Below are 20256 nucleotides of genomic sequence, written 5' to 3' on the forward strand. Positions count from 1 at the left end.
ATGAACGCGATCCGCCCGCCGGCCGTCGCCGGCATGTTCTACCCGGCCTCGGCGGCCAGCCTGCAGGCCGATGTCGACCGCCTGCTCGCCGCCGCGCCGGGATCGACGATGGCGCAGCCCAAGGCGCTGATCGTGCCGCACGCCGGCTACGTCTATTCCGGGCCGACCGCCGCCCGCGCCTACGCGGCGCTGGCGCCGTGGCGGGCGACGATCCGCCGCGTCGTGCTGCTCGGGCCGACCCACCGCGTCGCCGTCCATGGGTTGGCGCTGCCGGCCAGCGAAGCCTTCGCCACGCCGCTCGGCGAAGTGCGCATCGATGTCGCCGCCCGCGCCGCGCTCGCCGGTCTGCCGCAGGTCGTCGTCAGCGATGCGGCGCACGCCCGGGAACACTCGCTGGAGGTTCATCTGCCCTTCCTGCAGCGCGCCCTCGACGACTTCAGCCTGCTGCCGCTGGCGGTCGGCCAAGCGTCGCCAGAGGCCGTCGCCGAAGTGCTCGAACGGCTGTGGGGCGGGCCGGAGACGCTGCTCGTCATCAGCTCCGACTTGTCGCATTTCCTGCCCTACGCCACGGCGCAACAGGTCGACGGCGAGACCTGCCGCCACATCCTCGATCTGGCGACGGACATCGACCCGCACCAGGCCTGTGGTGCCTTCCCGGTCAACGGTCTGCTGCTCGCCGCGCAACGCCACGGCCTGCGACCGACCCTGCTCGACCTGTGCAACTCCGGCGACACCGCCGGCGACCGCCAGCGTGTCGTCGGTTACGCCGCCTTCGCCTTCCACGAGGCCGATCATGGATGAACTCGGCAACGCCCTGTTGCGCCACGCCCGCGCCGCCATCGCCGAAGCGCTTGGCGAACCGGCACCCGCCGCACCAGACCTGGCAGCGCTGCACGAACCCGGCGCCACCTTCGTCACCCTGACCCAGGGCGGCGAACTGCGCGGCTGCATCGGCAGCCTCGAAGCACACCGGCCATTGCTCGACGACGTGCGCGCCAACGCCCGCGCCGCCGCCCTGCGCGATCCGCGCTTCCCGCCGCTGGTAGCGAGCGAACTGGCGCGTACCCGCGTCGAGGTCTCGCTGCTGACACCGGCCGAGCCGCTGCCGGTCGCCTCCGAAGCCGACGCCTGCCGCCAGTTGCACCCCGGCGTCGACGGCGTCATCCTCACCGCCGGCAGCCGGCGCGCCACCTTCCTGCCGCAGGTCTGGGAACAACTGCCCGAGCCGGCCGACTTCCTCGCCCGCCTGCGCCAGAAGGCCGGGCTGCCGGCCAGCTACTGGGGGCCGGACGTCCGCCTGGCGCGCTACGCGGTGCGCAAATGGAAGGAAGACCCATGCTGAATCCCGAATCGGCGCATCCCGGCCGCTGGTGGCACGCCTTGCCGGACGGGCGGCTGCAGTGCGACCTCTGCCCGCGCGACTGCCAGTTGCACGAAGGGCAGCGCGGCGCCTGCTTCGTCCGCCGCATGGTCGACGGACAGATGCAGCTGACCACTTACGGGCGCTCGTCGGGCTTCTGCATCGACCCGATCGAGAAGAAGCCGCTCAACCATTTCTACCCGGGCAGCAGCATCCTCTCCTTCGGCACCGCCGGCTGCAATCTCGCCTGCAAGTTCTGCCAGAACTGGGACATCTCGCGCTCCAAGGACATGGACCGCCTGATGGACAGCGCGTCCCCCGCCGCCATCGCCGCAGCGGCGCGCCGCCACGGCGCCGACGCCGTGGCCTACACCTACAACGACCCGGTGATCTTCGCCGAATACGCCATCGACACCGCGCAGGCCTGCCGCGCCGCCGGCGTGCGCAACGTTGCCGTCACCGCCGGCTACATCCACCCGGCGCCGGCGCGCGAATTCTTCGCCGTGATGGACGCCGCCAACGTCGACCTCAAGGCCTTCACCGACGACTTCTACCGCAGCCTGTGCGGCGGCCGGCTGCAACCGGTGCTCGACACGCTGACGCTGATCCGCCATGAAACGGATTGCTGGCTGGAAATCACCACCCTGCTGATCCCCGGCAAAAACGACAGCGACGGCGAAATCGACGCGCTGGCGAAATGGGTTCACGCCGAACTCGGCGCCGAGGTCCCACTGCACTTCACCGCCTTCCACCCCGACTGGAAGCTGGACCAGTTGCCGCCGACGCCGGCCGCGACGCTCGCCCGGGCCCGCCGCATCGCCCGCGACGCCGGCCTGCAACACGTCTATACCGGCAACGTGCACGATACCGACGGCGGCACCACCTTCTGCGCGCACTGCCAGGCACCGCTGATCGTCCGCGACTGGTACGAGATCCGCCGCTACGCGCTCGATGCCAAAGGCTGTTGTCCGCACTGCGGCAGCGCGCTGGCTGGCCGCTTCGGGCCGACACTCGGCCGCCAGGGCCAGGCCTTCGGCGCCCGCCGCGTGCCGGTGAGGATCGCCGCATGAGACGCGACATCCTGCTCGATACGCCGACCGGCCGCCTGCACGGCCAACTGGCGCTGCCGGACAATGCCAAAGGCCTGGTGCTGCTGCCCAAGCCGCACCGGGTCGCGGTTGACGATGCCGTCGGCACGACCTTCCAGCAGAACGGCTACGCCGTGCTGGCGATGGAACTGCTGAACGGCCGCGAGGTGCAGTTTGCCGACGCGACGCAGGACGTCGCCCGCCTGACCCGTCGCCTGCTCGACATCCTCGACCTGATCCGCGGCGACGGCGACATGGAACATCTGCCCTGCGCCATCCACGCCCGGGATGAACTGGTGCCGGCGGCGGTTCGCGTGGCCGCCCAGCGCGACCGTCAGGTCCTGGCGCTCTGCGTCTGCGACGGCCTGATCGACCGGGCTGGCGTGCAGGCGCTGGAACTGCTGACGGCGCCGCTGCTGATGCTGTTCTCGACGACGGAAGAGAATTCGTCGCAAGCCTGGCAACGGGCGCTCAAGTATCTGTCCTGCCCGCTCGAAGCACAGCGCCTGACGGCCGAGGACAATCCCGCCGTACCGGCGGTGAAATGGTTCGCGCAGCGCTTGCCGCGACCGGCTACTTCTTGAGCTGTTTCTTGTATTCGGCGAACTTGGTCGCCCATTCGACGAAAGAGATCTCTTCCAGGCTGATCTGGCGCCGTTCCCCGTTGCGGCGTTCGACCCCGTATTTCGGGGTGCCATGCGGGTTGCTGCGGCGTTCGCGGCCGGCACGTTTTTCGTCAAAGATGGTCATGTGATTGAAACAAAAATGCAGATGGTCTGAACGCGATAGCGCGATCATATAATGCAGCCCTCGACTTGCGCATCCCCCTCATGCAAATCCCCATGTTCCGCAAATTCCGCATCCTGTTCCTGCTTCTCGCCCTGGCCACCGTCGCTCTTGCCGCCTGGCGCGCGGAAAGCCGGCTGACATCCTGGGAGCGCACCGTCCATGTCGCGCTTTACCCGCTCGCCGCCGACGGATCGCCGAAAACCGCGGACTACCTGAAAACCCTGGACAACGACAGCTTCGCAGAAATCGGCCAGTGGATCGATCAGGAAATGCAGCGCCACGGCAAACGCGTGCTGCAACCGGTCGTCGTCCGCGTCGCCCCGGCGCAGCAGGCCTTGCCGCCGCTACCGGCGGCCGGCGGCAGCGCCCTCGACAACCTGCTGTGGAGCCTCAAGCTGCGCTGGTGGGCGGCAAAACACGACGACATTGCCGGGCCACCGCCGCAGATCCGCCTCTTCGTCCTCTATCACGACCCGGACAGCAACGAACGGCTCGATCACTCGGTCGGCCTCAGCAAGGGCCAGCTCGGCCTGATCCACGCCTTTGCCAGCCGCCGCCAGCAGCGCCAGAACGCCGTCGTCATCGCCCACGAAATGCTGCACACCTTCGGCGCCACCGACAAATACGACTTGCGCACCCTGCAGCCTGTCTTCCCCGACGGCTACGCCGAACCGGAGCGGCAACCGTTGCTGCCGCAGCGGCTGGCCGAAATCATGGGCGGCCGCATCCCGCTGGCCAAGGATCAGGCGGAGATGCCGGCCAGCCTGCGCCAGGCGGTGATCGGCCCGCTCACCGCGCGCGAGATTGGCCTGACGCCGTAGGGGGCGGGCGCGCCAACGGCTATAATCCCAGCCCCGTCGTTTGACCCTGCCGCCGTGTCCGCTGCCCCCTCCCTGATACAACTTCCCGCCCTACCCAAACCCGGGCAGCGCGTCGATCTCGCACCGCTTGCCGGCTCGGCCGATGCGCTGGCGTTGGCCGGACTGGCCGCCGCCCACCCCGGCCGGACGCTGGCCGTGGTCACCGCCAGTGCCGCCGACGCGCAGCGCCTGCTGGAAGAAATCCCCTGGTTCGCGCCGCAGCTCAAGGTGCGCCTGCTGCCGGACTGGGAAACCCTGCCCTACGACCATTTCTCGCCGCACCAGGACCTCGTTTCCGAACGCCTGGCGACGCTGTGGGCGGCATTGCAGGGCGAGGTGCAGATCCTGCTGGTGCCGGCGGCAACCGCGGTCAATCGGCTGGCGCCGCCGGAATTCATGGCCGCCTACACCTTCGAGTTCAAGAAGGGCCAGACGCTCGACGCCGAGAAGTTCCGCGCCCAGGTGACGCTGGCCGGCTACGCCAACGTCACCCAGGTGGTGTCGCCCGGCGAATACTCGATCCGCGGCGGCCTGATCGACCTCTTCCCGATGGGCTCGCAACTGCCCTACCGGCTCGACCTGTTCGACGACGAGGTCGAGAGCATCAAGACCTTCGACGTCGACACCCAGCGCACCGTCTACCCGGTGCCGGAAGTCCGCCTGCTGCCGGCGCGTGAATTCCCGCTCGACGACAAGGGCCGCACCCACTTCCGCCAGGCCTTCCGCGAGCGTTTCGAGGGCGACCCGGCCAAGTCCGGCATCTACAAGGACATCTCGACCGGCATCGCCAGCGCCGGCATCGAGTACTACCTGCCACTGTTCTTCGACGAGACGGCGACGCTGTTCGACTACCTGCCCAAGGACGCGATCTTCGTCACCCACGGCGACGCGCCGGCCGCCATCGCCGCCTTCTGGAACGACACCCGCTCGCGCTACAACCTGCTGCAGGGCGACAAGGCGCGGCCGCTGCTGGCGCCGGAAGAACTGTTCCTGACCGACGAAGCCTTCTTCGTCGCGGCAAAATCTTACGGCCGGCTGGCGCTGGACGCCAGGAACGCCGCCACCGGCAAGCTGCCCAATATCGCCGTCGACCGGCGCAGCGACGATCCGCTCGGCGCCTTGAAGAACCATCTCGCCAGCTATCCCGGGCGCGTGCTGCTGCTCGCCGAGACCGCCGGCCGCCGCGAGACGCTGGCCGCGATGTTCGCCGAACACGGCCTCAAGCCCGCCGCCTGCGCCGACTTTGCCGCCTTCGCCAGCGGCAAGGAAACGCTGGCGCTGGCCGTCGGCCCCTTGCAGCAGGGCTTTGCCCTCGACCAGGTCGCCTTCGTCAGCGAAACCGAGCTGTTCGCCGGCAGCCCGCGCCGCACCCGGCGCGAAGCGGCGCGCAAGGCGAGCTTCGACAACTGGCTGAAGGACCTCACCGAGCTCAAGGTCGGCGACCCGGTGGTGCACGAAAGCCACGGCATCGGCCGCTATCGCGGTCTGGTACGGATGGACCTCGGCCTCGGCGAGCAGGAATTCCTCGAACTGCACTACGCCAACGACGCCAAGCTCTTCGTGCCGGTGGCGCAACTGCACGTGATTTCGCGTTATTCCGGCGCCGAACCGGACGCCGCGCCGCTGCACACGCTCGGTTCCGGCCAATGGGAAAAAGCCAAGCGCAAGGCCGCCGAGCAGGCACGCGACACCGCCGCCGAGCTGCTCGCGCTGTACGCCGCGCGCGCCGCTCGCCAGGGCCACGCCTTCGATTTTTCGGAAAACGACTACGAAGCCTTCGCCGACGGCTTCGGTTTCGAGGAAACCGCCGACCAGGCGCAGGCCATCGCCGCGGTCATCGCCGACATGAAGTCGGGCAAGCCGATGGACCGCCTGGTCTGCGGCGACGTCGGCTTCGGCAAGACCGAGGTCGCCTTGCGCGCCGCCTTCTGCGCGGTCGCCGGCGGCAAGCAGGTGGCCGTGCTCTGCCCGACCACGCTGCTCTGCGAACAGCATTACCAGACCTTCGTCGACCGTTTCGCCGACTGGCCGGTCAAGGTCGCCGAAATCTCGCGCTTCAAGACCGCCAAGGAAACCGCGCAGGCGCTGCAGGACCTGGCCGAGGGCAAGATCGACATCATCATCGGCACGCACAAGCTGATCGGCAAGGACGTGAAATTCAATCGCCTGGGCCTGGTCATCATCGACGAGGAACACCGCTTCGGCGTGCGCCAGAAGGAAACGCTGAAGGCGATGCGCGCCGAGGTCAACGTGCTGACGCTGACCGCGACACCGATCCCGCGCACGCTGGCGCTGTCGATGGAAGGCCTGCGCGACTTCTCGGTGATCGCCACGGCACCGCAGAAGCGCCTGGCGATCAAGACCTTCGTCAGCAAGTTCTCCGACGGCATCATCCGCGAAGCGGTGCTGCGCGAATTGAAGCGCGGCGGCCAGGTGTACTTCCTGCACAACGAGGTCGACACCATCGAGAACATGCGTGAGAAGCTCGAAAAACTGGTGCCGGAAGCGCGCATCGTCATCGGTCACGGCCAGATGAACGAGCGCGAACTGGAAAAGGTGATGCGCGACTTCACCGGCCAGCGCGCCAACCTGCTGCTGTGCACGACGATCATCGAAACCGGCATCGACAACCCGCACGCCAACACCATCCTGATCAACCGCTCCGAGAAATTCGGCCTCGCCCAGCTTCACCAGTTGCGCGGCCGGGTCGGCCGTTCGCACCACCAGGCCTACGCCTACCTGCTGGTGCAGGACGAGAAGGCGATGACCAAGCAGGCGAAGCAGCGCCTGGAAGCGATCCAGATGATGGAGGAACTCGGTTCCGGCTTCTTCCTGGCCATGCACGACCTGGAAATCCGCGGCGCCGGCGAGGTGCTCGGCGACAACCAGTCGGGCGAGATGCAGGAAGTCGGCTTCACGATGTTCAGCGAAATGCTCAACCGTGCCGTCGCCCACCTGAAACAGGGCAAGGTGCTGGAAACCGCCGACCTGACGCAACCGATCGGTGTCAGCGGCGAAATCAACCTGCGCACCCCGGCGCTGCTGCCCGACGCCTACTGCCCCGACGTGCACGAGCGGCTGACGCTGTACAAGCGCCTGGCCAACTGCGAGGCCGACGACGACATCGACGCGCTGCAGGAAGAACTGGTCGACCGCTTCGGCGAACTACCGCTGCAGGCGCAGGCGCTGGTCGCCACGCACCGGCTGCGCCTGCTGGTCAAGCCGCTGCTGGTGCAGAAGCTCGACGCCGGCAACGACCAGGTGACGATCCAGTTCGCCCCGGAATTCTCGAAGAATCCGCCTATCGAACCGATCAGGATCATCAATTTGATCCAGAAGAACCGCAGCTATAAGCTGGCCGGACAGGATAAGATTTCACTTTTGCGCCACTGCCCGGCCTTGCAGGACAAGGTTGCGGCGGTCAAGGACATGATACGCGAGCTGACCAAATGACCCAGATCCTCGAAAACATCAACGTTTCCGCCTTCGACGCGATGCCGACGCCGGCGGAAATCCACCAGAAACTGCCGCTTTCCGCCCAGGCCGAAGCCACCGTCAGCGCAGGCCGCGACCTGCTGCGCAACATCCTCGATCGCAAGGACCACCGCCTGTTCGTCGTCGTCGGCCCCTGCTCGATCCACGACCCGGTCGCCGGCATGGACTACGCCCGCCGCCTGAAGGCGCTCGCCGACGAAGTCGGCGACACGCTGCAGATCATCATGCGCGTCTATTTCGAGAAGCCGCGCACTACGGTCGGCTGGAAGGGTTACATCAACGATCCGTTCATGGACGACTCCTTCCAGGTCGACGTCGGCATGCAGAAGGCCCGCGACTTCCTGCTCCAGGTCAATGAACTCGGCCTGCCCGCCGGCACCGAGGCGCTCGATCCCTACGGCCCGCAGTACTACGGCGACCTGATCACGTGGACCGCGATCGGCGCCCGCACCACCGAATCGCAGACGCACCGCGAGATGTCGTCCGGCCTGTCCACGCCGGTCGGCTTCAAGAACGCGACCAGCGGCGACCTCACCGTGGCCACCAACGCCATCCTCTCCGCCTCGCGCCCGCACTCCTTCCTCGGTCTGAACAACGAAGGCCGCGTCGCCATCGTCCGCACCACCGGCAACGCCTATGGCCACGTCGTGCTGCGTGGCGGCGACAGCGGCCCGAACTACGACACCGTCTCGGTCGCCGTCGCCGAACAGGCGATGGTCAAGGCCAAGCTGCCGACCAACATCGTCGTCGACTGCTCGCACGCCAACAGCTCCAAGAAGCCGGAACTGCAACCGCTGGTCATGGCCGACGTGGTCAACCAGATCCGCGCCGGCAACAAGTCGATCCTCGGCGTGATGATCGAGTCCAACATCGAGCCCGGCAACCAGCCGATCCCCGCCGACCTCGCCCAGCTCAAATACGGCTGCTCGGTCACCGACGGCTGCGTCGGCTGGGACGCCACCGAGAAGATGCTGCGCGACGCCGCCGTGCTGCTGCGCGACGTGCTGCCGGAGCGCATCGGCTAATTCCATTTTTTCGCCATTTCTGGAGAGTCAGGCATGAGCACCACCGAGTCGCTGTACAACGTTTCGCGTGAGCTGGAAACCCTGCACCACTACTGCACCAACAAGACGAAGTTCCTCGACAACGTCCTCACCGGCATCGAACCGATGACCTTCCAGGTCATCGACCGCTGCCGCGAGACGCTGATGCAGGTCAATCAGGCGCACCACGTGTTCATGACCAAGTTCGAGAAACACCGCGACATCCCCAACATGCAGACCCAGATCAAGCCCACCCTGGACGCGCAACTCGTACTGGTGGCCCACGCCAACGACGCGCTATTCACCATCCAGAGCTGGCTGCCCGCCGGGCTCGCCATGCCGCGCCTGGAGCGCTGACCGTCGGCAAGGAAAAACCTCACTTGCCGTCGATGAATGCCAGCAACTCGCGGACGAAGCGTTCGCGTTGCCACTGGTGCGGCGAATGGTCGCTGCCCTCGTAGATGTTGAGGATGGCGTTGGGGATGGTGTCGGCGACATAACGCGCCGTTTCGCCGCCGTAGAAATTGCTCTGGCCGCCATAGACGAGCAGTGTCGGCAATGAAATCCGCGCCAGCACGTCGCGGTAGTCGGCGGCAGTCAGGCTTTGCCAGCAGTGAATCAGCGGTTCCGGGTTCTGGCCGCGCAAGGCCTGGCGCAGGCGCTCCCAGCCGCTGGCGTTTTCCTCGTATTTCTGTCGGGCGCGCTGGTTGAGGCCGAGCGCCGTCAGCTTCAGCACACCTTCGGCAAAATCCTCGCGCAGCCAGTCGATCAGCTGCCGGTTGCGGTCGGCGCCGAAATTGCCATAGATGCCATGGTCCCAGTCGTCGTCGGTGAGCAGCCTGGGCGATTGGTCGATCAGGCACAGCTTGCCCAGGCCGTGCGTACCGTGGTCGCGCAGGTATTGCCACAGAGTCAGGGCGCCCATCGAATGGCCGACCGCCGTCGCGTTGGCGATCTTGTAGCGGTCGATCAGGTTCTTCAGGTCGCGGGCCATCCGCTCGACCGTCGCCGAACCGGGATGGGCCAGCGCATGCCCGCCGTGACCGCGGGCGTCCCAGCGATAAACCCGGTGCCGGGCGGCAAGCGCGGCGAGGAACGGCGTCCACTCCTGATGACTCGACGTCCAGCCGTGCAGCAGGATCAGCGGCGAGCCTGCGCCGGAGACATGAAGATGGATGTTTTCGCCGTCGTCGGCGGGGAAATGCGTCATCGGAGCGGGGGCGGAAATTCGAAGGCCCGCCAGTATAATCGGGGCCCCCAAATACTAAAAAAGCCAACGAGGAGAACGCATGTTTGACTGGCGCGATTACAAGAACGGCATCTACGCTTTCGATGCGGGCTATGTGCGGCCGATCCTGGCGGCGATACACCTGCTGGTCGACGACGGGCGGGTCGCCCTGATCGATACCGGGAGCAACGATTCGCTGCCCAACGTCCTGGCGGCGCTCGAAAAACTCGGCCTGGGCCGCGACGCCGTCGATTACATCATCCTGACCCACATCCACCTCGACCACGCCGGCGGCGCCGGCACGCTCATGCGCGAACTGCCGAACGCCAGGCTGGTGGTGCATCCGCGCGGTTCCCGCCACATGGCCGAGCCGTCCAAGCTGGTCGCCGGCGTCACCGCCGTCTATGGCCAGGACTATGTCGACCAGGTCTATGGCGAAATCCTGCCGATCGCGGCCGAACGGATCATCGACGCCCACGAAGGACTCAGCTTGCAACTCGGCGGCCGGGAATTGCTCTGCATCGATACGCCGGGCCATGCCAAGCATCACATCTGCGTCGTCGACCGCAAGAGCGGCGGCATTTTCACCGGCGACATGTTCGGCCTGTCGTACCGCGAATTCGACGTCGACGGCCGCCAGTTCATCCTGCCGACAACCTCGCCGACGCAGTTCGACCCCGTCGAAATGCATGCCTCGATCGACCGCCTGATGAGCTTTTCCCCGACGGCGATGTACCTGACCCACTATGCCCAGGTACACGACGTGGCGACGCAGGCCGCGGCCTTGCGCCAGCGCCTCGACAGCCACGTGGCGATTGCCGAAGCCCACGCCAATGCTGGCGCCGAGCGACACGCGAAGATCAAGCAGGGCATCACCGACGCGCTACTGGCCGACCTGCGGACGCACGGCTGCACCTTGCCCGAAGCCGAAATCCTCGACGTCCTGGCAACCGACCTCGAACTGAATGCGCAGGGGCTGGCTTACTGGCTGGATCATCGGCCGTAACGTCGAAGCAACAACTAAGCAAATGGGTTGAACACCTCAACGCCAAAGACATTGAAATCCACCACGTTTCTTGTCGCCACCGTCAGCCCGTGTACTTTCGCCGTCGCGGCGATCATCGCGTCTTCGTAAAGCGTATCGGACTTGCCGTGCATCAATTTCGCCCAGGCCCTGAAAACCACTGCATCCATCGGCAGGACGTTGTAGGCGCCCGCCACCAGTTCCAGCCAGGCCTCGATTTCCTTGGCCTTGTCCGGGTCTTGTTCCCGCGTTATCTCGATACCGGCCTGGATCTCGCCCAGGGTCACGGCGGACAGGTAGAGCTGGGCGTCGTCCAGCGATTCGAGCCAGGCAAGCACGCCGCCATGCGGGCGCGGCCTGCGCAGTTCGGAAACCACGTTCGTATCCAGCAGGTAGATGGCCGTCACGGCATTTGCTCGACGGTGCGGCGCTTTGCCAGCCCGCGCGCCGGGACGATCAGGTCAACGCGAGCCTGCTCGGAGAGCAGCAATTGTTTCAGGGAGGGACGTGCCGCCGTCTGCAGACGCCGCCATTCCTGGACGGGCACCAGCACTGCCGTTTCCGCGCCTCTTCGCGTTACCATCTGGGGGCCTTCCTGCAGGCAGGCGTCCAGAAACTCGCTGAAGCGCGCTTTCGCATCCTGAACTGGCCATGTATGCATAGCAACCTCACCAAAACTAGTCATCTGCCTAGTCTGCAAGCATCGACAACGACTGTCAAACCAATTTCAAAGCACTTTTCCCCCAACATCCCTTGATCCCCATGCCCACCCTCCTCATCTTCCCCGGCATCGGCAATTCCGGCCCGGAACACTGGCAGTCGCGCTGGGAGCGCGGTAACCCGGATTTCGTGCGCATCGCGCAGCGCGACTGGGACAACCCGGTCTGTGCCGAATGGACGTCGGCGCTGGAAAGCACGGTGCAGCGCCTGGGGCCGTCGGTGGTCGTGGTCGCCCACAGCCTGGCCTGCCTGGCCGTGGCGCACTGGGCGGCGCGGGCGCATGCGCCGATCCGGGCGGTCTTGCTGGTGGCGGTGCCCGATCCCGACGGCGCGGCTTTTCCAATCGAGGCAAGCGGTTTCTCGCCGCTCCCCATGCAGCCGTTTTCCTTTCCCAGCATCGTCGTGTCCAGCAGCGACGATCCCTACGGCTCGTCCGAACACGCGGCGGCTTGCGCTGCGGCGTGGGGCAGTCGCCTGGTCGAAATCGGCGCTGCCGGTCACATCAACGCCAGCAGCAATCTCGGCGACTGGCCGGCGGGCCAGGCGCTGTTGCAGCAGCTTTGTGCCTGAACGATGATGTCGGGCAAGACGTATCACGAGAATCAAGCGAACAGATGACTTCCCAAGCCCCAACCATGAACCTGATCATCCAGGGCGGCGCGCTGCCCACTTTCCTGCTTGACCGCATCCTGAGCGCCACCGGCGCAACGGCCGCCGAACCGCTGCCGCCGCAGGTGGTGCGCCTGCGCGAGGCGCGGCGGACGGCCGAGTTCGATGCGCTGATTCCGCTGATCGAAGCGGAACGGCTCGACTGGGCCTTCGTCGAGGCCGGGCGCAAGCTGTCCGATTTCGGCCTGATCTGCTTCGACATGGATTCGACGCTGATCACCATCGAATGCATCGACGAACTGGCCGATTTTGCCGGCAAGAAGCGTGAGGTGTCGGAAGTGACCGAAGCGGCAATGCGCGGCGAGATCGATTACCGCGAGAGCCTGCGCCGCCGCCTGGCGCTGATGGCCGGGCTCGATGCCCGCGTGCTGGCGCGCGTCTTCGGCGAGCGCCTGCTGCTTTCCGACGGCGCCCGCGAGCTGCTCGAAGGCGTGCAGAACGCCGGCCTGCGCACCGCCATCCTGTCCGGCGGCTTCACCTATTTCACCGAGCGGCTGCGCATCGAACTGGGTTTCGACTTCGCCACCTCGAACGAACTGGAAATCTCCGGCGGCAAGCTGACCGGCCGGGTCGTCGGCGACATCGTCGATGCCGCCGCCAAGGCCCATCACCTCGGCCGCCTGCGCGACGAGCTGGGGCTGCGCCGCGATCAGGTGATCGCCGTCGGCGACGGCGCCAACGACCTGCTGATGATGGCCGAGTCCGGCCTCTCGGTGGCTTTCCACGCCAAGCCGGCAACGCGCGCCAAGGCCGACGTGGCGATCAATTTCGGCGGGCTGGACGCGCTGCTCAACCTGTTCGAGCGCTGACCCCGCCCTTGCGCTGCAACAGCGGCGGCGCCAGGTTGTCGGCGAGCAGCAGGCCGACCGCCAGCACGGCGCCGGTAAGCAGCATTTCCGTGAGCAGGGAAATGCCGGCGGCGCTGTCCTGCGCCAGCAGCGCGTGCACGCCGCGAAAACCCATGCTCCCCGGCACCAGCGTGATCAGTCCGGGGCTTTGCACGAGCAGCGACGGCCGCCCGCTCAGCGCGTGGTAGAGGTGGCCGCCGACGCCGAGCGCGAAGGCTCCGCAGAAGGCGCCGACGACATAGCCCAGCGCTGCGCCGGCCAGCGAATAGCCTGCCCAGGCGAGCAGGCAGCCGCCGGCCGAGACAAGCACCGCCGACCACGGCGCCTGCAGCACCGCCAGCAGCGAAACGCCGAGCACGGCGACCGCAGGCCAGATGACCCAGTCGGGCAGCGGCGTGACCACGCCCTGCGCCGCCACCGGGTAGAGCGTCTGGGCGATCTGGGTGCCGATCGCCAGCCCGGCGCCCATCAGGAAGAGCTGCAGGAAGGCGCCGGTCAGACGGCCGCTGCCGGCCAGGTAGTTCTGCGTCGCCAGTTCCGACATGGCGACGGTGAGCATGAAACCGGGGAGCAGGAAAACGACGCCGGCGACCGCCGAGACGAAAGGATTCTGCTGCGGGAAGAACCAGGCCAGCGCCTGCGCCAGCAACGCCGCCAGCGTGCACAGGATGACCGGCACGGCCGGGCCGAGCCGGGGAAAACGCGCGCAGGCCAGCACCCCGCCGACGAAGGCGGCACCGACTGCGCCGCCGCACAGCATTTCCATCCAGCCGCCGCGCAACAGCAGCGCGACGCTGGCGGAGAGCAGAAAACCGAGGGCAATGAAGGAAATGCCGGACCACGGCACCGGCAATGCCATGCTCGCCGCCAGCCGCTGCTCGTACTCGGCGAGTCTGGCGCTGCCATCGATTTCGGCGCACAGCGCTTCCAGTTCGATAAGGCGCGCCATGTTGTAGTCGTAGGGCGGCAGGCGCAGCAACTCGACCCGCCTCTCGCCGTCCGCATCGACCAGCGTCAAGGCCAGGAAGGTAAGCACCGCGAAACCTTCGACCTGGACGCCGAGTCGGGCGCCGACCGCCTTCAGGCGGCGTTCCAGTTCCTGCGCCGGCGCGCCGCTGACGTGCAGGGCCCGGCCGAGATCGCGGAGAAAAAGGCCGAGCCGCGGCAGGCTGTCGTCAGTCATCGCCATCCGGGGTTTTCCGGCGCGCCAACTGGCGGGCGAAGGCCTCGTCGCTCTTGGTCACGCGGCGCACCGGCTGCGGGCCGGTGGCATCGACCAGGCGGACGAAATCGTCGAGCGGCAGCGCTTCCGAAACCTCGCTGTCCTTGCCGTCGATGCGTTCGCGCAAGCGGAACAGGCCGTTGCCGGTCATCACCATCAGGTAATGCCGGCCCTCGCTGCGCTGATTGAGGCGGGCGACGGCGGCGGTGGCACGGGTCGAGCGCATGCTCAGCGGTACTTCTGGTAGACGGCCCGGGCGTCGAGATGCGCGCGGTCCAGCGTGCAGATCGCCGGGTTGTCGTCGTGGCCGCTGAAGAAATCGTCGGCCTGGGCACGCATCACCATCTTGATCGCGGCCTGGTCGGCAACATCGTATTTTTCGGTGATCAGCGTCGTCACCTCGTCGAGGTGTTCTTCGTAGGTCATGGCTGCTCCTGGGTTGCGGGCGGGCTGTAATACTGGGTGCGGACAGCGACGCAATCGCTGTCGCCCATGGCGAAATCGCGGCAGATGTCGGGGCGATCTTCGTAGATGCTGCAACGCATGCTGTTGCGGTCGAGCGCTGCGCACCAGCCATCGTCCAGGCGGCGCATCACCTGCCCACCCCAGCAATCGTCGGCGATCAGGCGGGACGGGATATCGCGGTCGCAGATCAGCATGACCTCAAGCTGGCAGCAACAGGCGTCGCAGCGCTGGCAACTGATTCCGGGGGTATCCTGGCAAGGGGAAGAACTCATGGGCGGCATTGTCCCACGACTGTGCCGCCGCCGCGTAACGGCAAGGCGGACGAATGCACCAAGACGGTGCCCGAAAAAGATCATTCCCTTTTCCTGTGCCGGAAAATGCCGGAAATTGCCCTCTGAGGCGGGCGAGCGACAGGCATGTCGCTTGCTTCGCTGAAAGCGTTTCAGAAATCTGCGGGAGATAGGCGTGGCCAAGTACAAGGGAATCGAGGTCGAGGACGCAGTACGGCCATTGCTGCCGCACATGCCGCTGATCGAGGAATACCGGGAAATGCTGCAGTCGCTGCAGGCCATCTGGGACAACCTCAACCTGCTCGGCCAGTTGTCCGGGACGACGGCGGAAATCGGCCAGACCCGGGAAGCCTTCGCCAGCCTGACCGGCGAACTGCTCAACAACCTCGCCGAGCAGACGCTGGCCAAGCGCGAACAGGAAATGAAGGCGCGTTCGCAGGTAGTGATCGACATCCTGATCCGCAACCTGTTCGAGCGCACCGCCGACATCGGTTTTCTCGCCACCGACGGCGCCATCCGCCAGTTCGCCGCCAACCCGGAAGATCTCTGGGCAATGCAGCAGCGCTTCCGGGAATACGTGCGCAAGTACTCGGTCTACGACGACATCGTGCTGCTCGACCAGCACGGGCGGATTCTCGTCCGGCTGGCCGAGAACGACCGCATCAGCGCCATCCGCGACCCCTGGGTGCGCGAGGCGGCAAGCACCGCGGCCCCCTACGTCGAAAGCTACACACACTCCGAACTGTTCCCGGAACGCGAACGTTCGCTGATCTACGCCTACCGGATCCGCTCCGAATACGGCGAGACTCTGGGCGTGCTCGCCCTCTGCTTCCGCTTTGCCGACGAGATGCAACGCATCTTCCACGGCCTGACGCTGCATGACGACCCGGCCGTGATGACGCTGCTCGACGCCGACGGCTGCGTGATCGCCAGCAGCGACCGCTGGCAGGTGCCGGTCGGCGCCGAACTGCGCGTCGCCTCCGGGCGCATGCAGCGGCTGCGCTTCGCCGGTCGCGCCTACCTCGCCTTCGCCAGCGACACCAAGGGCTACCAGGGCTATCTCGGCCCCGGCTGGCGCGGCCTGGTGATGATGCCGGTCGATCAGGCCTTCGACATCCAGGACGACGACGCGCTCGATATCGACGATCCGGCGCTGCTCGCTTCGGTGATGTCGGGCGGCCGCGCCTTCTCCGAACCGCTGCGGGCGATCCCGCGCAAGGCCGAGGCAATCCAGCGCGACCTCAGCCGGGCCGTCTGGAACGGCACCGTACGCCACGGCGTCGCCACCTCGGCGGTGGTCAACAGCGCCTTCTCGAAGATCCTGCTGCGCGAGATCAGCCGCATCGGCATGAACATGCGCGAGGTCTTCTCGCGCTCGATCGGCAAGCTGCAATCGACGGTACTTTCCTCGCTGCTCGCCGACAGCCAGTTCTTCGCCGGGCTGGCGATCGACATCATGGACCGCAACCTCTACGAGCGGGCCAACGACTGCCGCTGGTGGGCGCTCGACGACCGCATCCGCGCCTTGCTCGCCAACCCCGCCGCCAAGGGCCGGCGCGAGGGGCTGGAACAGGTGATCCGCTACATCAACAGCCTGTACACGGTCTACGACAACCTGCTGGTCTTCGACCCGGCGGGCGTCGTCGTCGCCGTCTCCAATCCGGCTTACGGCGCCCTCGTCGGCAAGACGCTGGAGGCGCCCTGGGTCGGCGAATGCCTGGCGTTGCGCGACAGCCAGTCCTACGCCGTGTCGCCGTTCGCGGCCGGCGCCCTGTACGGCGGCCGGCCGACCTACACCTACCTCGCCGCCGTTCGCGCGCCGGGCGACGAGCGTGTGGTCGGCGGCATCGCCATCGTCTTCGACGGCGCGCCGCAGTTCGCCAACATGCTGCGCGACGCCCTGCCCCGCGAGGCTTCCGGCGAAGCGGTGGCCGGCAGCGTCGCGCTGTTCGTCGATGGCGACGGCCAGGTGATCGCCGCCAGCGACGACAGCTACCGCGTCGGCCAGGCGGTGACGCTACCGGCCGAACTGCTGCATCCCGAGGCCGGCGGCTGCGCCCGCCTGATCGCCCTCGACGGCCAGGTGATGGCGGTCGGCGCCCGACCCTCGGCCGGCTACCGGGAGTTCAAGGGCGCCGACGACGCCTACCGCAACGCGGTCACCGCGCTCGTCTTCATTCCGCTCGGCGCCTACGATGCGCAGGCGCGCAGCGCGGCGCCGGAAGGCGAAGTGGCGATGCGCCGCACCAGCCAGCCCAGCGACGGCGAAATCCGCGAGATCGCCACCTTCCACCTCGCCGGCCACTGGCTGGGACTGCCGGTGACGGCGGTGATCGAGGCGGTCAACCTGGTCGGCGTCGCCTGCCTGGCGAACGCGCCGAAGCAGGTGTACGGGGCGCTGATCCACCGCAACGCGACGCTGCCGATCTACAACCTGCACGCCGCGCTCGGCCTGCCGGACAGCGAGCAGCCGGGCGTCCGCCGACAGGTGGTGGTGGTGCGCGGCGAGTCGGGCGGCAACTTCGGCATCCTGGTCGACCGCCTGGGCGAAATCCTCGAAGTGCCGACCAGCGACATCAACGACCTCGCCAACATCTACGTCGGCGTGGCGTCGGTGCTGGCTTCGGTGGTGACGACGCACGGCGGCGGCGCGCAACCGATGCTGGTCCTGCTCTCCGAGGAAACGATGCGCGAACAGTTGCGCGGCTGCCCGTTGCCGGCGCCGCAGTCGGCCTGATCAGGCGACTTCGTCGATCCAGGCCTGCTGGATGGCTTCGAGGATCTTTTCGCCGCAGTGCTTGGGATCGTCGGCGAAGCCGGGCAGCGCCAGCACCCAGTTGCGCAGGTCGACGAAATTTACCTTCAGCGGATCGGTGTCCGGCCGGCTGTCGGCGAGCTCGATGGCGATGTCGTTGATGTCGGTCCACTTCATTTGCGGTGCCCCTCCTTCGCCATGTTGATGCTGTACTTGGGAATCTCGACGACCAGCGGCGTCTCGCCGACGATCGCCTGACAGCCCAGGCGCGAACAGGGTTCGAGCCCCCAGGCCTTGTCCAGCAGGTCTTCCTCGATTTCGCTGGCTTCCTCCAGCGAGGCGAAACCCTCGCGGACGACGACATGGCAGGTGGTGCAGGCGCAGGACATCTCGCAGGCGTGATCGAGTTCGATGGCGTTGGCCAGCAGGTTCTCGCAGATCGACTTGCCGGCCTGCGCCTCGATGACGGCGCCGTCCGGACACAGCTCGACATGCGGCAGCACGATGATTTGCGTCATTCTTCCTCTCCCGTGCCGATGTCGTTGACCTTGCGGCCGGACAGCACTTTCTTGATGCTCTGGTCCATGCGGCGATGGGCGAATTCCTGGGTCTCGAAACCGAGGTCGTCCATCGCGATGTTGATCAGGCGGCGGTTGTCGCCGGCCGCCGCTTCCTGCAGCTTGGCGATGGCGTTGCGGATCTTGGTCGCCTCCGCTTCGTTCAGCAGATGGGCGTCCTCGGCCAGCGCCGCCGCGGTCGCCTCGATCATCCGCTTTGCCTCGACCTGCGCCTCGCGCAGGGCGCGGGCCATCGCGTCGTCCTTGGCGTGCGCCAGCGAATCCTGCAGCATGCCGGCGATCTCGTCGTCGGACAGGCCGTAGGACGGCTTCACCGTGATGCTCGATTCGACGCCGGTGGTCTGCTCGCGGGCGGTGACCGAAAGCAGGCCGTCGGCGTCGACCTGGAAGGTGACGCGAATGCGCGCCGCACCGGCGACCATGGCCGGAATGCCGCGCAGTTCGAAACGGGCCAGCGAGCGGCAGTCGGCAACCATCTCGCGCTCACCCTGGACGACGTGGATCGCCATCGCCGTCTGGCCGTCCTTGAAGGTGGTGAATTCCTGGGCGCGCGCGGTGGGAATCGTCGAATTGCGCGGGATCACCTTCTCGGTCAGCCCGCCCATCGTTTCCAGGCCGAGCGACAGCGGGATGACGTCGAGCAGCAGCCAGTCGTCGCGGCCGGTCTTGTTGCCGGCCAGCAGGTTGGCCTGGGTCGCGGCGCCGAGGGCGACGACCTTGTCCGGGTCGAGGTTGGTCAGCGGTTCCTGGCGGAAGAAATCGCCGACCGCCTTCTGGATCTGCGGCATGCGCGTTGCGCCGCCGACCATGACCACACCCTTGATGTCGTCGACGCGCAGGCCGGCGTCGCGCAGCGCCTTCTTGACCGGCTGCAGGGTCTTCGAGACCAGGGTGCGGGAAATATCGGAAAAGCTGGCAACGTCGAGGCGCAGGTCGATGTTCTCGCCGGTGGACAGGCGCAGCGAGATCGGCGCTTCCGGGTTCTTGGTCAGGAATTCCTTGGCTTCGCGGCAGCTCATCATCAGCCGGCGCGCGTCCTCGGCGGAAAGCGGCTGCAGCTTCGCCTGCTCGATCGCCCAGCAGTAGATGCGGTGGTCGAAGTCGTCGCCGCCGAGCGCCGAATCGCCGCCGGTGGCCATCACCTCGAAAACACCCTTGGTCAACTTGAGAATGGAAATATCGAAGGTGCCGCCGCCCAGGTCATAGACCGCATAGACGCCCTCCGCCGCGTTGTCGAGGCCGTAGGCGATGGCAGCGGCGGTAGGTTCGTTCAGCAGGCGCAGCACATTGAGACCGGCCAGCCGCGCCGCGTCCTTGGTCGCCTGGCGCTGGGCGTCGTCGAAGTAGGCCGGGACGGTGATCACGGCCCCGACCAGTTCGCCGCCGAGCGCCGTTTCGCCGCGCTCCTTCAGGACCTTGAGGATTTCCGCCGAGACCTCGACCGGGCTCTTGACGCCGGCCTGGGTCTTCAGCCTGACCATGCCCGGCGCTTCGACGAAGTCATAGGGCATCGATTCGAGATGGGCGATGTCCTTCAGCCCACGGCCCATGAAGCGCTTGACCGAGACGATGGTGTTCTTCGGGTCGAGCGCCTGGTTGCGCCGCGCCTCGTGGCCGACCTCGGTCGAACCGTCGGCGTGGTAATGGACGACCGACGGCAGCAGCGGCCGCCCCTGGTCGTCGTTGAGGCAGACGGCGATGCCGGAACGCACCGTGGCGACCAGCGAATTGGTGGTGCCGAGGTCGATGCCGACAGCGAGCTTGTGTTCGTGCGGGGCGGCGGATTCGCCGGGTTCGGCGATCTGGAACAGGGCCATTGGTC

The 20256-nt window shown here is 66.9% G+C and carries 23 protein-coding genes; 12 read left to right on the forward strand and 11 right to left on the reverse strand.

Going from position 1 to position 20256, the window contains the following annotated elements:
* Genes amrB through AC0KWY_RS03930 form a run of 4 tightly spaced genes read left to right on the forward strand, consistent with a single transcriptional unit; the run spans window position 1 to window position 3032 of the window.
* A complete protein-coding gene (gene amrB / locus AC0KWY_RS03915) occupies window positions 1–801 on the forward strand; it encodes an AmmeMemoRadiSam system protein B (protein WP_474028345.1) in 801 nt (266 codons plus the stop codon).
* Entirely contained in the window at window positions 794–1342 is a 549-nt protein-coding gene (gene amrA, locus AC0KWY_RS03920; protein ID WP_474028346.1) for an AmmeMemoRadiSam system protein A, read from the forward strand. Before amrB ends, amrA begins: the two co-directional genes overlap by 8 nt.
* Window positions 1336–2430 carry an AmmeMemoRadiSam system radical SAM enzyme gene (gene amrS, locus AC0KWY_RS03925; RefSeq protein ID WP_474028347.1) on the forward strand — a complete coding sequence of 365 codons (1095 nt, stop codon included), beginning with the start codon at window positions 1336–1338 and terminating at the stop codon, window positions 2428–2430. The genes amrA and amrS overlap by 7 nt, the downstream gene beginning before the upstream one ends.
* The gene (locus tag AC0KWY_RS03930) at window positions 2427–3032 is read left to right on the forward strand and encodes a hypothetical protein (RefSeq protein WP_474028348.1); all 606 of its coding nucleotides are present in this window, start codon (window positions 2427–2429) and stop codon (window positions 3030–3032) included. The genes amrS and AC0KWY_RS03930 overlap by 4 nt, the downstream gene beginning before the upstream one ends.
* Here the strand turns inward: AC0KWY_RS03930 and AC0KWY_RS03935 are convergent.
* Complete coding sequence (locus AC0KWY_RS03935; protein ID WP_474028349.1) at window positions 3022–3198, reverse strand: hypothetical protein; 177 nt, start codon at window positions 3196–3198, stop codon at window positions 3022–3024. The genes AC0KWY_RS03930 and AC0KWY_RS03935 overlap by 11 nt on opposite strands.
* Window positions 3199–3290: 92 nt before the next feature.
* Here AC0KWY_RS03935 and AC0KWY_RS03940 point away from each other — a divergent pair, with 92 nt between their 5' ends.
* Genes AC0KWY_RS03940 through AC0KWY_RS03955 form a run of 4 tightly spaced genes read left to right on the forward strand, consistent with a single transcriptional unit; the run spans window position 3291 to window position 8992 of the window.
* Window positions 3291–4058 carry a hypothetical protein gene (locus AC0KWY_RS03940; protein WP_474028350.1) on the forward strand — a complete coding sequence of 256 codons (768 nt, stop codon included), beginning with the start codon at window positions 3291–3293 and terminating at the stop codon, window positions 4056–4058.
* Between the two features lie 54 nt (window positions 4059–4112).
* Window positions 4113–7550, forward strand: coding sequence for a transcription-repair coupling factor (mfd, locus tag AC0KWY_RS03945; protein WP_474028351.1), 3438 nt, complete (start codon window positions 4113–4115; stop codon window positions 7548–7550).
* Complete coding sequence (locus AC0KWY_RS03950) at window positions 7547–8617, forward strand: 3-deoxy-7-phosphoheptulonate synthase (RefSeq protein WP_474028352.1); 1071 nt, start codon at window positions 7547–7549, stop codon at window positions 8615–8617. The genes mfd and AC0KWY_RS03950 overlap by 4 nt, the downstream gene beginning before the upstream one ends.
* Before the next feature lie 33 nt (window positions 8618–8650).
* Window positions 8651–8992, forward strand: a complete 342-nt coding sequence (locus tag AC0KWY_RS03955) for a hypothetical protein (protein WP_474028353.1) — start codon at window positions 8651–8653, stop codon at window positions 8990–8992.
* A 19-nt stretch (window positions 8993–9011) separates the two neighbouring features.
* Here the strand turns inward: AC0KWY_RS03955 and AC0KWY_RS03960 are convergent, their stop codons facing one another.
* Window positions 9012–9845 (reverse strand): alpha/beta fold hydrolase, encoded by an 834-nt coding sequence (locus AC0KWY_RS03960; RefSeq protein ID WP_474028354.1) that lies wholly within the window; start codon window positions 9843–9845, stop codon window positions 9012–9014.
* 79 nt (window positions 9846–9924) lie between these two features.
* Here AC0KWY_RS03960 and AC0KWY_RS03965 point away from each other — a divergent pair, with 79 nt between their 5' ends.
* Window positions 9925–10869: an MBL fold metallo-hydrolase gene (locus AC0KWY_RS03965; RefSeq protein WP_474028355.1), complete on the forward strand. Its 945-nt coding sequence runs from the start codon at window positions 9925–9927 to the stop codon at window positions 10867–10869.
* Between the two features lie 14 nt (window positions 10870–10883).
* On the opposite strand, the gene AC0KWY_RS03970 is transcribed toward AC0KWY_RS03965, so the two are convergent.
* Both AC0KWY_RS03970 and AC0KWY_RS03975 read right to left on the reverse strand, forming a co-directional pair.
* Window positions 10884–11294 carry a PIN domain-containing protein gene (locus tag AC0KWY_RS03970; protein ID WP_474028356.1) on the reverse strand — a complete coding sequence of 137 codons (411 nt, stop codon included), beginning with the start codon at window positions 11292–11294 and terminating at the stop codon, window positions 10884–10886.
* Entirely contained in the window at window positions 11291–11572 is a 282-nt protein-coding gene (locus AC0KWY_RS03975) for a type II toxin-antitoxin system Phd/YefM family antitoxin (protein ID WP_474028357.1), read from the reverse strand. The genes AC0KWY_RS03970 and AC0KWY_RS03975 overlap by 4 nt, the downstream gene beginning before the upstream one ends.
* Window positions 11573–11649: 77 nt before the next feature.
* On the opposite strand from AC0KWY_RS03975, the gene AC0KWY_RS03980 reads away from it, so the two are divergent.
* Window positions 11650–12177 carry an RBBP9/YdeN family alpha/beta hydrolase gene (locus AC0KWY_RS03980; protein ID WP_474028358.1) on the forward strand — a complete coding sequence of 176 codons (528 nt, stop codon included), beginning with the start codon at window positions 11650–11652 and terminating at the stop codon, window positions 12175–12177.
* Between the two features lie 65 nt (window positions 12178–12242).
* Window positions 12243–13085, forward strand: coding sequence for a phosphoserine phosphatase SerB (serB, locus tag AC0KWY_RS03985; protein WP_474029698.1), 843 nt, complete (start codon window positions 12243–12245; stop codon window positions 13083–13085).
* Here serB and AC0KWY_RS03990 read toward each other — a convergent pair.
* From AC0KWY_RS03990 to AC0KWY_RS04005, 4 genes are read right to left on the reverse strand one after another with little or no spacing between them, the layout of a single operon-like run.
* Window positions 13066–14313, reverse strand: a complete 1248-nt coding sequence (locus tag AC0KWY_RS03990) for a threonine/serine exporter family protein (protein WP_474028359.1) — start codon at window positions 14311–14313, stop codon at window positions 13066–13068. The two genes, serB and AC0KWY_RS03990, sit on opposite strands and share 20 nt — an antisense overlap.
* Window positions 14300–14572, reverse strand: a complete 273-nt coding sequence (locus AC0KWY_RS03995) for a hypothetical protein (protein ID WP_474028360.1) — start codon at window positions 14570–14572, stop codon at window positions 14300–14302. Before AC0KWY_RS03995 ends, AC0KWY_RS03990 begins: the two co-directional genes overlap by 14 nt.
* Before the next feature lie 2 nt (window positions 14573–14574).
* Entirely contained in the window at window positions 14575–14772 is a 198-nt protein-coding gene (locus tag AC0KWY_RS04000) for a hypothetical protein (RefSeq protein WP_474028361.1), read from the reverse strand.
* Window positions 14769–15083, reverse strand: a complete 315-nt coding sequence (locus AC0KWY_RS04005; RefSeq protein ID WP_474028362.1) for a YkgJ family cysteine cluster protein — start codon at window positions 15081–15083, stop codon at window positions 14769–14771. Before AC0KWY_RS04005 ends, AC0KWY_RS04000 begins: the two co-directional genes overlap by 4 nt.
* A gap of 193 nt (window positions 15084–15276) precedes the next feature.
* On the opposite strand from AC0KWY_RS04005, the gene AC0KWY_RS04010 reads away from it, so the two are divergent.
* Complete coding sequence (locus AC0KWY_RS04010) at window positions 15277–17838, forward strand: chemotaxis protein CheW (RefSeq protein ID WP_474028363.1); 2562 nt, start codon at window positions 15277–15279, stop codon at window positions 17836–17838.
* Here the strand turns inward: AC0KWY_RS04010 and iscX are convergent, their stop codons facing one another.
* Genes iscX through hscA form a run of 3 tightly spaced genes read right to left on the reverse strand, consistent with a single transcriptional unit; the run spans window position 17839 to window position 20251 of the window.
* Window positions 17839–18033, reverse strand: coding sequence for a Fe-S cluster assembly protein IscX (iscX, locus tag AC0KWY_RS04015; RefSeq protein ID WP_474028364.1), 195 nt, complete (start codon window positions 18031–18033; stop codon window positions 17839–17841). It lies immediately after the preceding gene.
* Entirely contained in the window at window positions 18030–18374 is a 345-nt protein-coding gene (gene fdx / locus AC0KWY_RS04020) for an ISC system 2Fe-2S type ferredoxin (RefSeq protein WP_474028365.1), read from the reverse strand. The genes iscX and fdx overlap by 4 nt, the downstream gene beginning before the upstream one ends.
* A complete protein-coding gene (gene hscA / locus AC0KWY_RS04025) occupies window positions 18371–20251 on the reverse strand; it encodes a Fe-S protein assembly chaperone HscA (RefSeq protein ID WP_474028366.1) in 1881 nt (626 codons plus the stop codon). The genes fdx and hscA overlap by 4 nt, the downstream gene beginning before the upstream one ends.
* Window positions 20252–20256: the final 5 nt, after the last annotated feature.

This window comes from Azonexus sp. MM2026_4 (assembly GCF_055901855.1).

Coding starts and splice junctions, on each gene's coding strand:
- amrS (WP_474028347.1), top strand. CDS start 1,336: ATGCTGAATCCCGAATCGGCGCATCCCGGCCGCTGGTGGCACGCCTTG.
- amrA (WP_474028346.1), top strand. CDS start 794: ATGGATGAACTCGGCAACGCCCTGTTGCGCCACGCCCGCGCCGCCATC.
- AC0KWY_RS03995 (WP_474028360.1), bottom strand. CDS start 14,572: ATGCGCTCGACCCGTGCCACCGCCGCCGTCGCCCGCCTCAATCAGCGC.
- AC0KWY_RS03955 (WP_474028353.1), top strand. CDS start 8,651: ATGAGCACCACCGAGTCGCTGTACAACGTTTCGCGTGAGCTGGAAACC.
- AC0KWY_RS03930 (WP_474028348.1), top strand. CDS start 2,427: ATGAGACGCGACATCCTGCTCGATACGCCGACCGGCCGCCTGCACGGC.
- iscX (WP_474028364.1), bottom strand. CDS start 18,033: ATGAAGTGGACCGACATCAACGACATCGCCATCGAGCTCGCCGACAGC.
- serB (WP_474029698.1), top strand. CDS start 12,243: ATGAACCTGATCATCCAGGGCGGCGCGCTGCCCACTTTCCTGCTTGAC.
- AC0KWY_RS03940 (WP_474028350.1), top strand. CDS start 3,291: ATGTTCCGCAAATTCCGCATCCTGTTCCTGCTTCTCGCCCTGGCCACC.
- AC0KWY_RS03980 (WP_474028358.1), top strand. CDS start 11,650: ATGCCCACCCTCCTCATCTTCCCCGGCATCGGCAATTCCGGCCCGGAA.
- AC0KWY_RS03990 (WP_474028359.1), bottom strand. CDS start 14,313: ATGGCGATGACTGACGACAGCCTGCCGCGGCTCGGCCTTTTTCTCCGC.
- AC0KWY_RS03950 (WP_474028352.1), top strand. CDS start 7,547: ATGACCCAGATCCTCGAAAACATCAACGTTTCCGCCTTCGACGCGATG.
- hscA (WP_474028366.1), bottom strand. CDS start 20,251: ATGGCCCTGTTCCAGATCGCCGAACCCGGCGAATCCGCCGCCCCGCAC.
- amrB (WP_474028345.1), top strand. CDS start 1: ATGAACGCGATCCGCCCGCCGGCCGTCGCCGGCATGTTCTACCCGGCC.
- AC0KWY_RS03960 (WP_474028354.1), bottom strand. CDS start 9,845: ATGACGCATTTCCCCGCCGACGACGGCGAAAACATCCATCTTCATGTC.
- AC0KWY_RS03965 (WP_474028355.1), top strand. CDS start 9,925: ATGTTTGACTGGCGCGATTACAAGAACGGCATCTACGCTTTCGATGCG.
- AC0KWY_RS04000 (WP_474028361.1), bottom strand. CDS start 14,772: ATGACCTACGAAGAACACCTCGACGAGGTGACGACGCTGATCACCGAA.
- AC0KWY_RS03975 (WP_474028357.1), bottom strand. CDS start 11,572: ATGACTAGTTTTGGTGAGGTTGCTATGCATACATGGCCAGTTCAGGAT.
- AC0KWY_RS03935 (WP_474028349.1), bottom strand. CDS start 3,198: ATGACCATCTTTGACGAAAAACGTGCCGGCCGCGAACGCCGCAGCAAC.
- AC0KWY_RS04005 (WP_474028362.1), bottom strand. CDS start 15,083: ATGAGTTCTTCCCCTTGCCAGGATACCCCCGGAATCAGTTGCCAGCGC.
- fdx (WP_474028365.1), bottom strand. CDS start 18,374: ATGACGCAAATCATCGTGCTGCCGCATGTCGAGCTGTGTCCGGACGGC.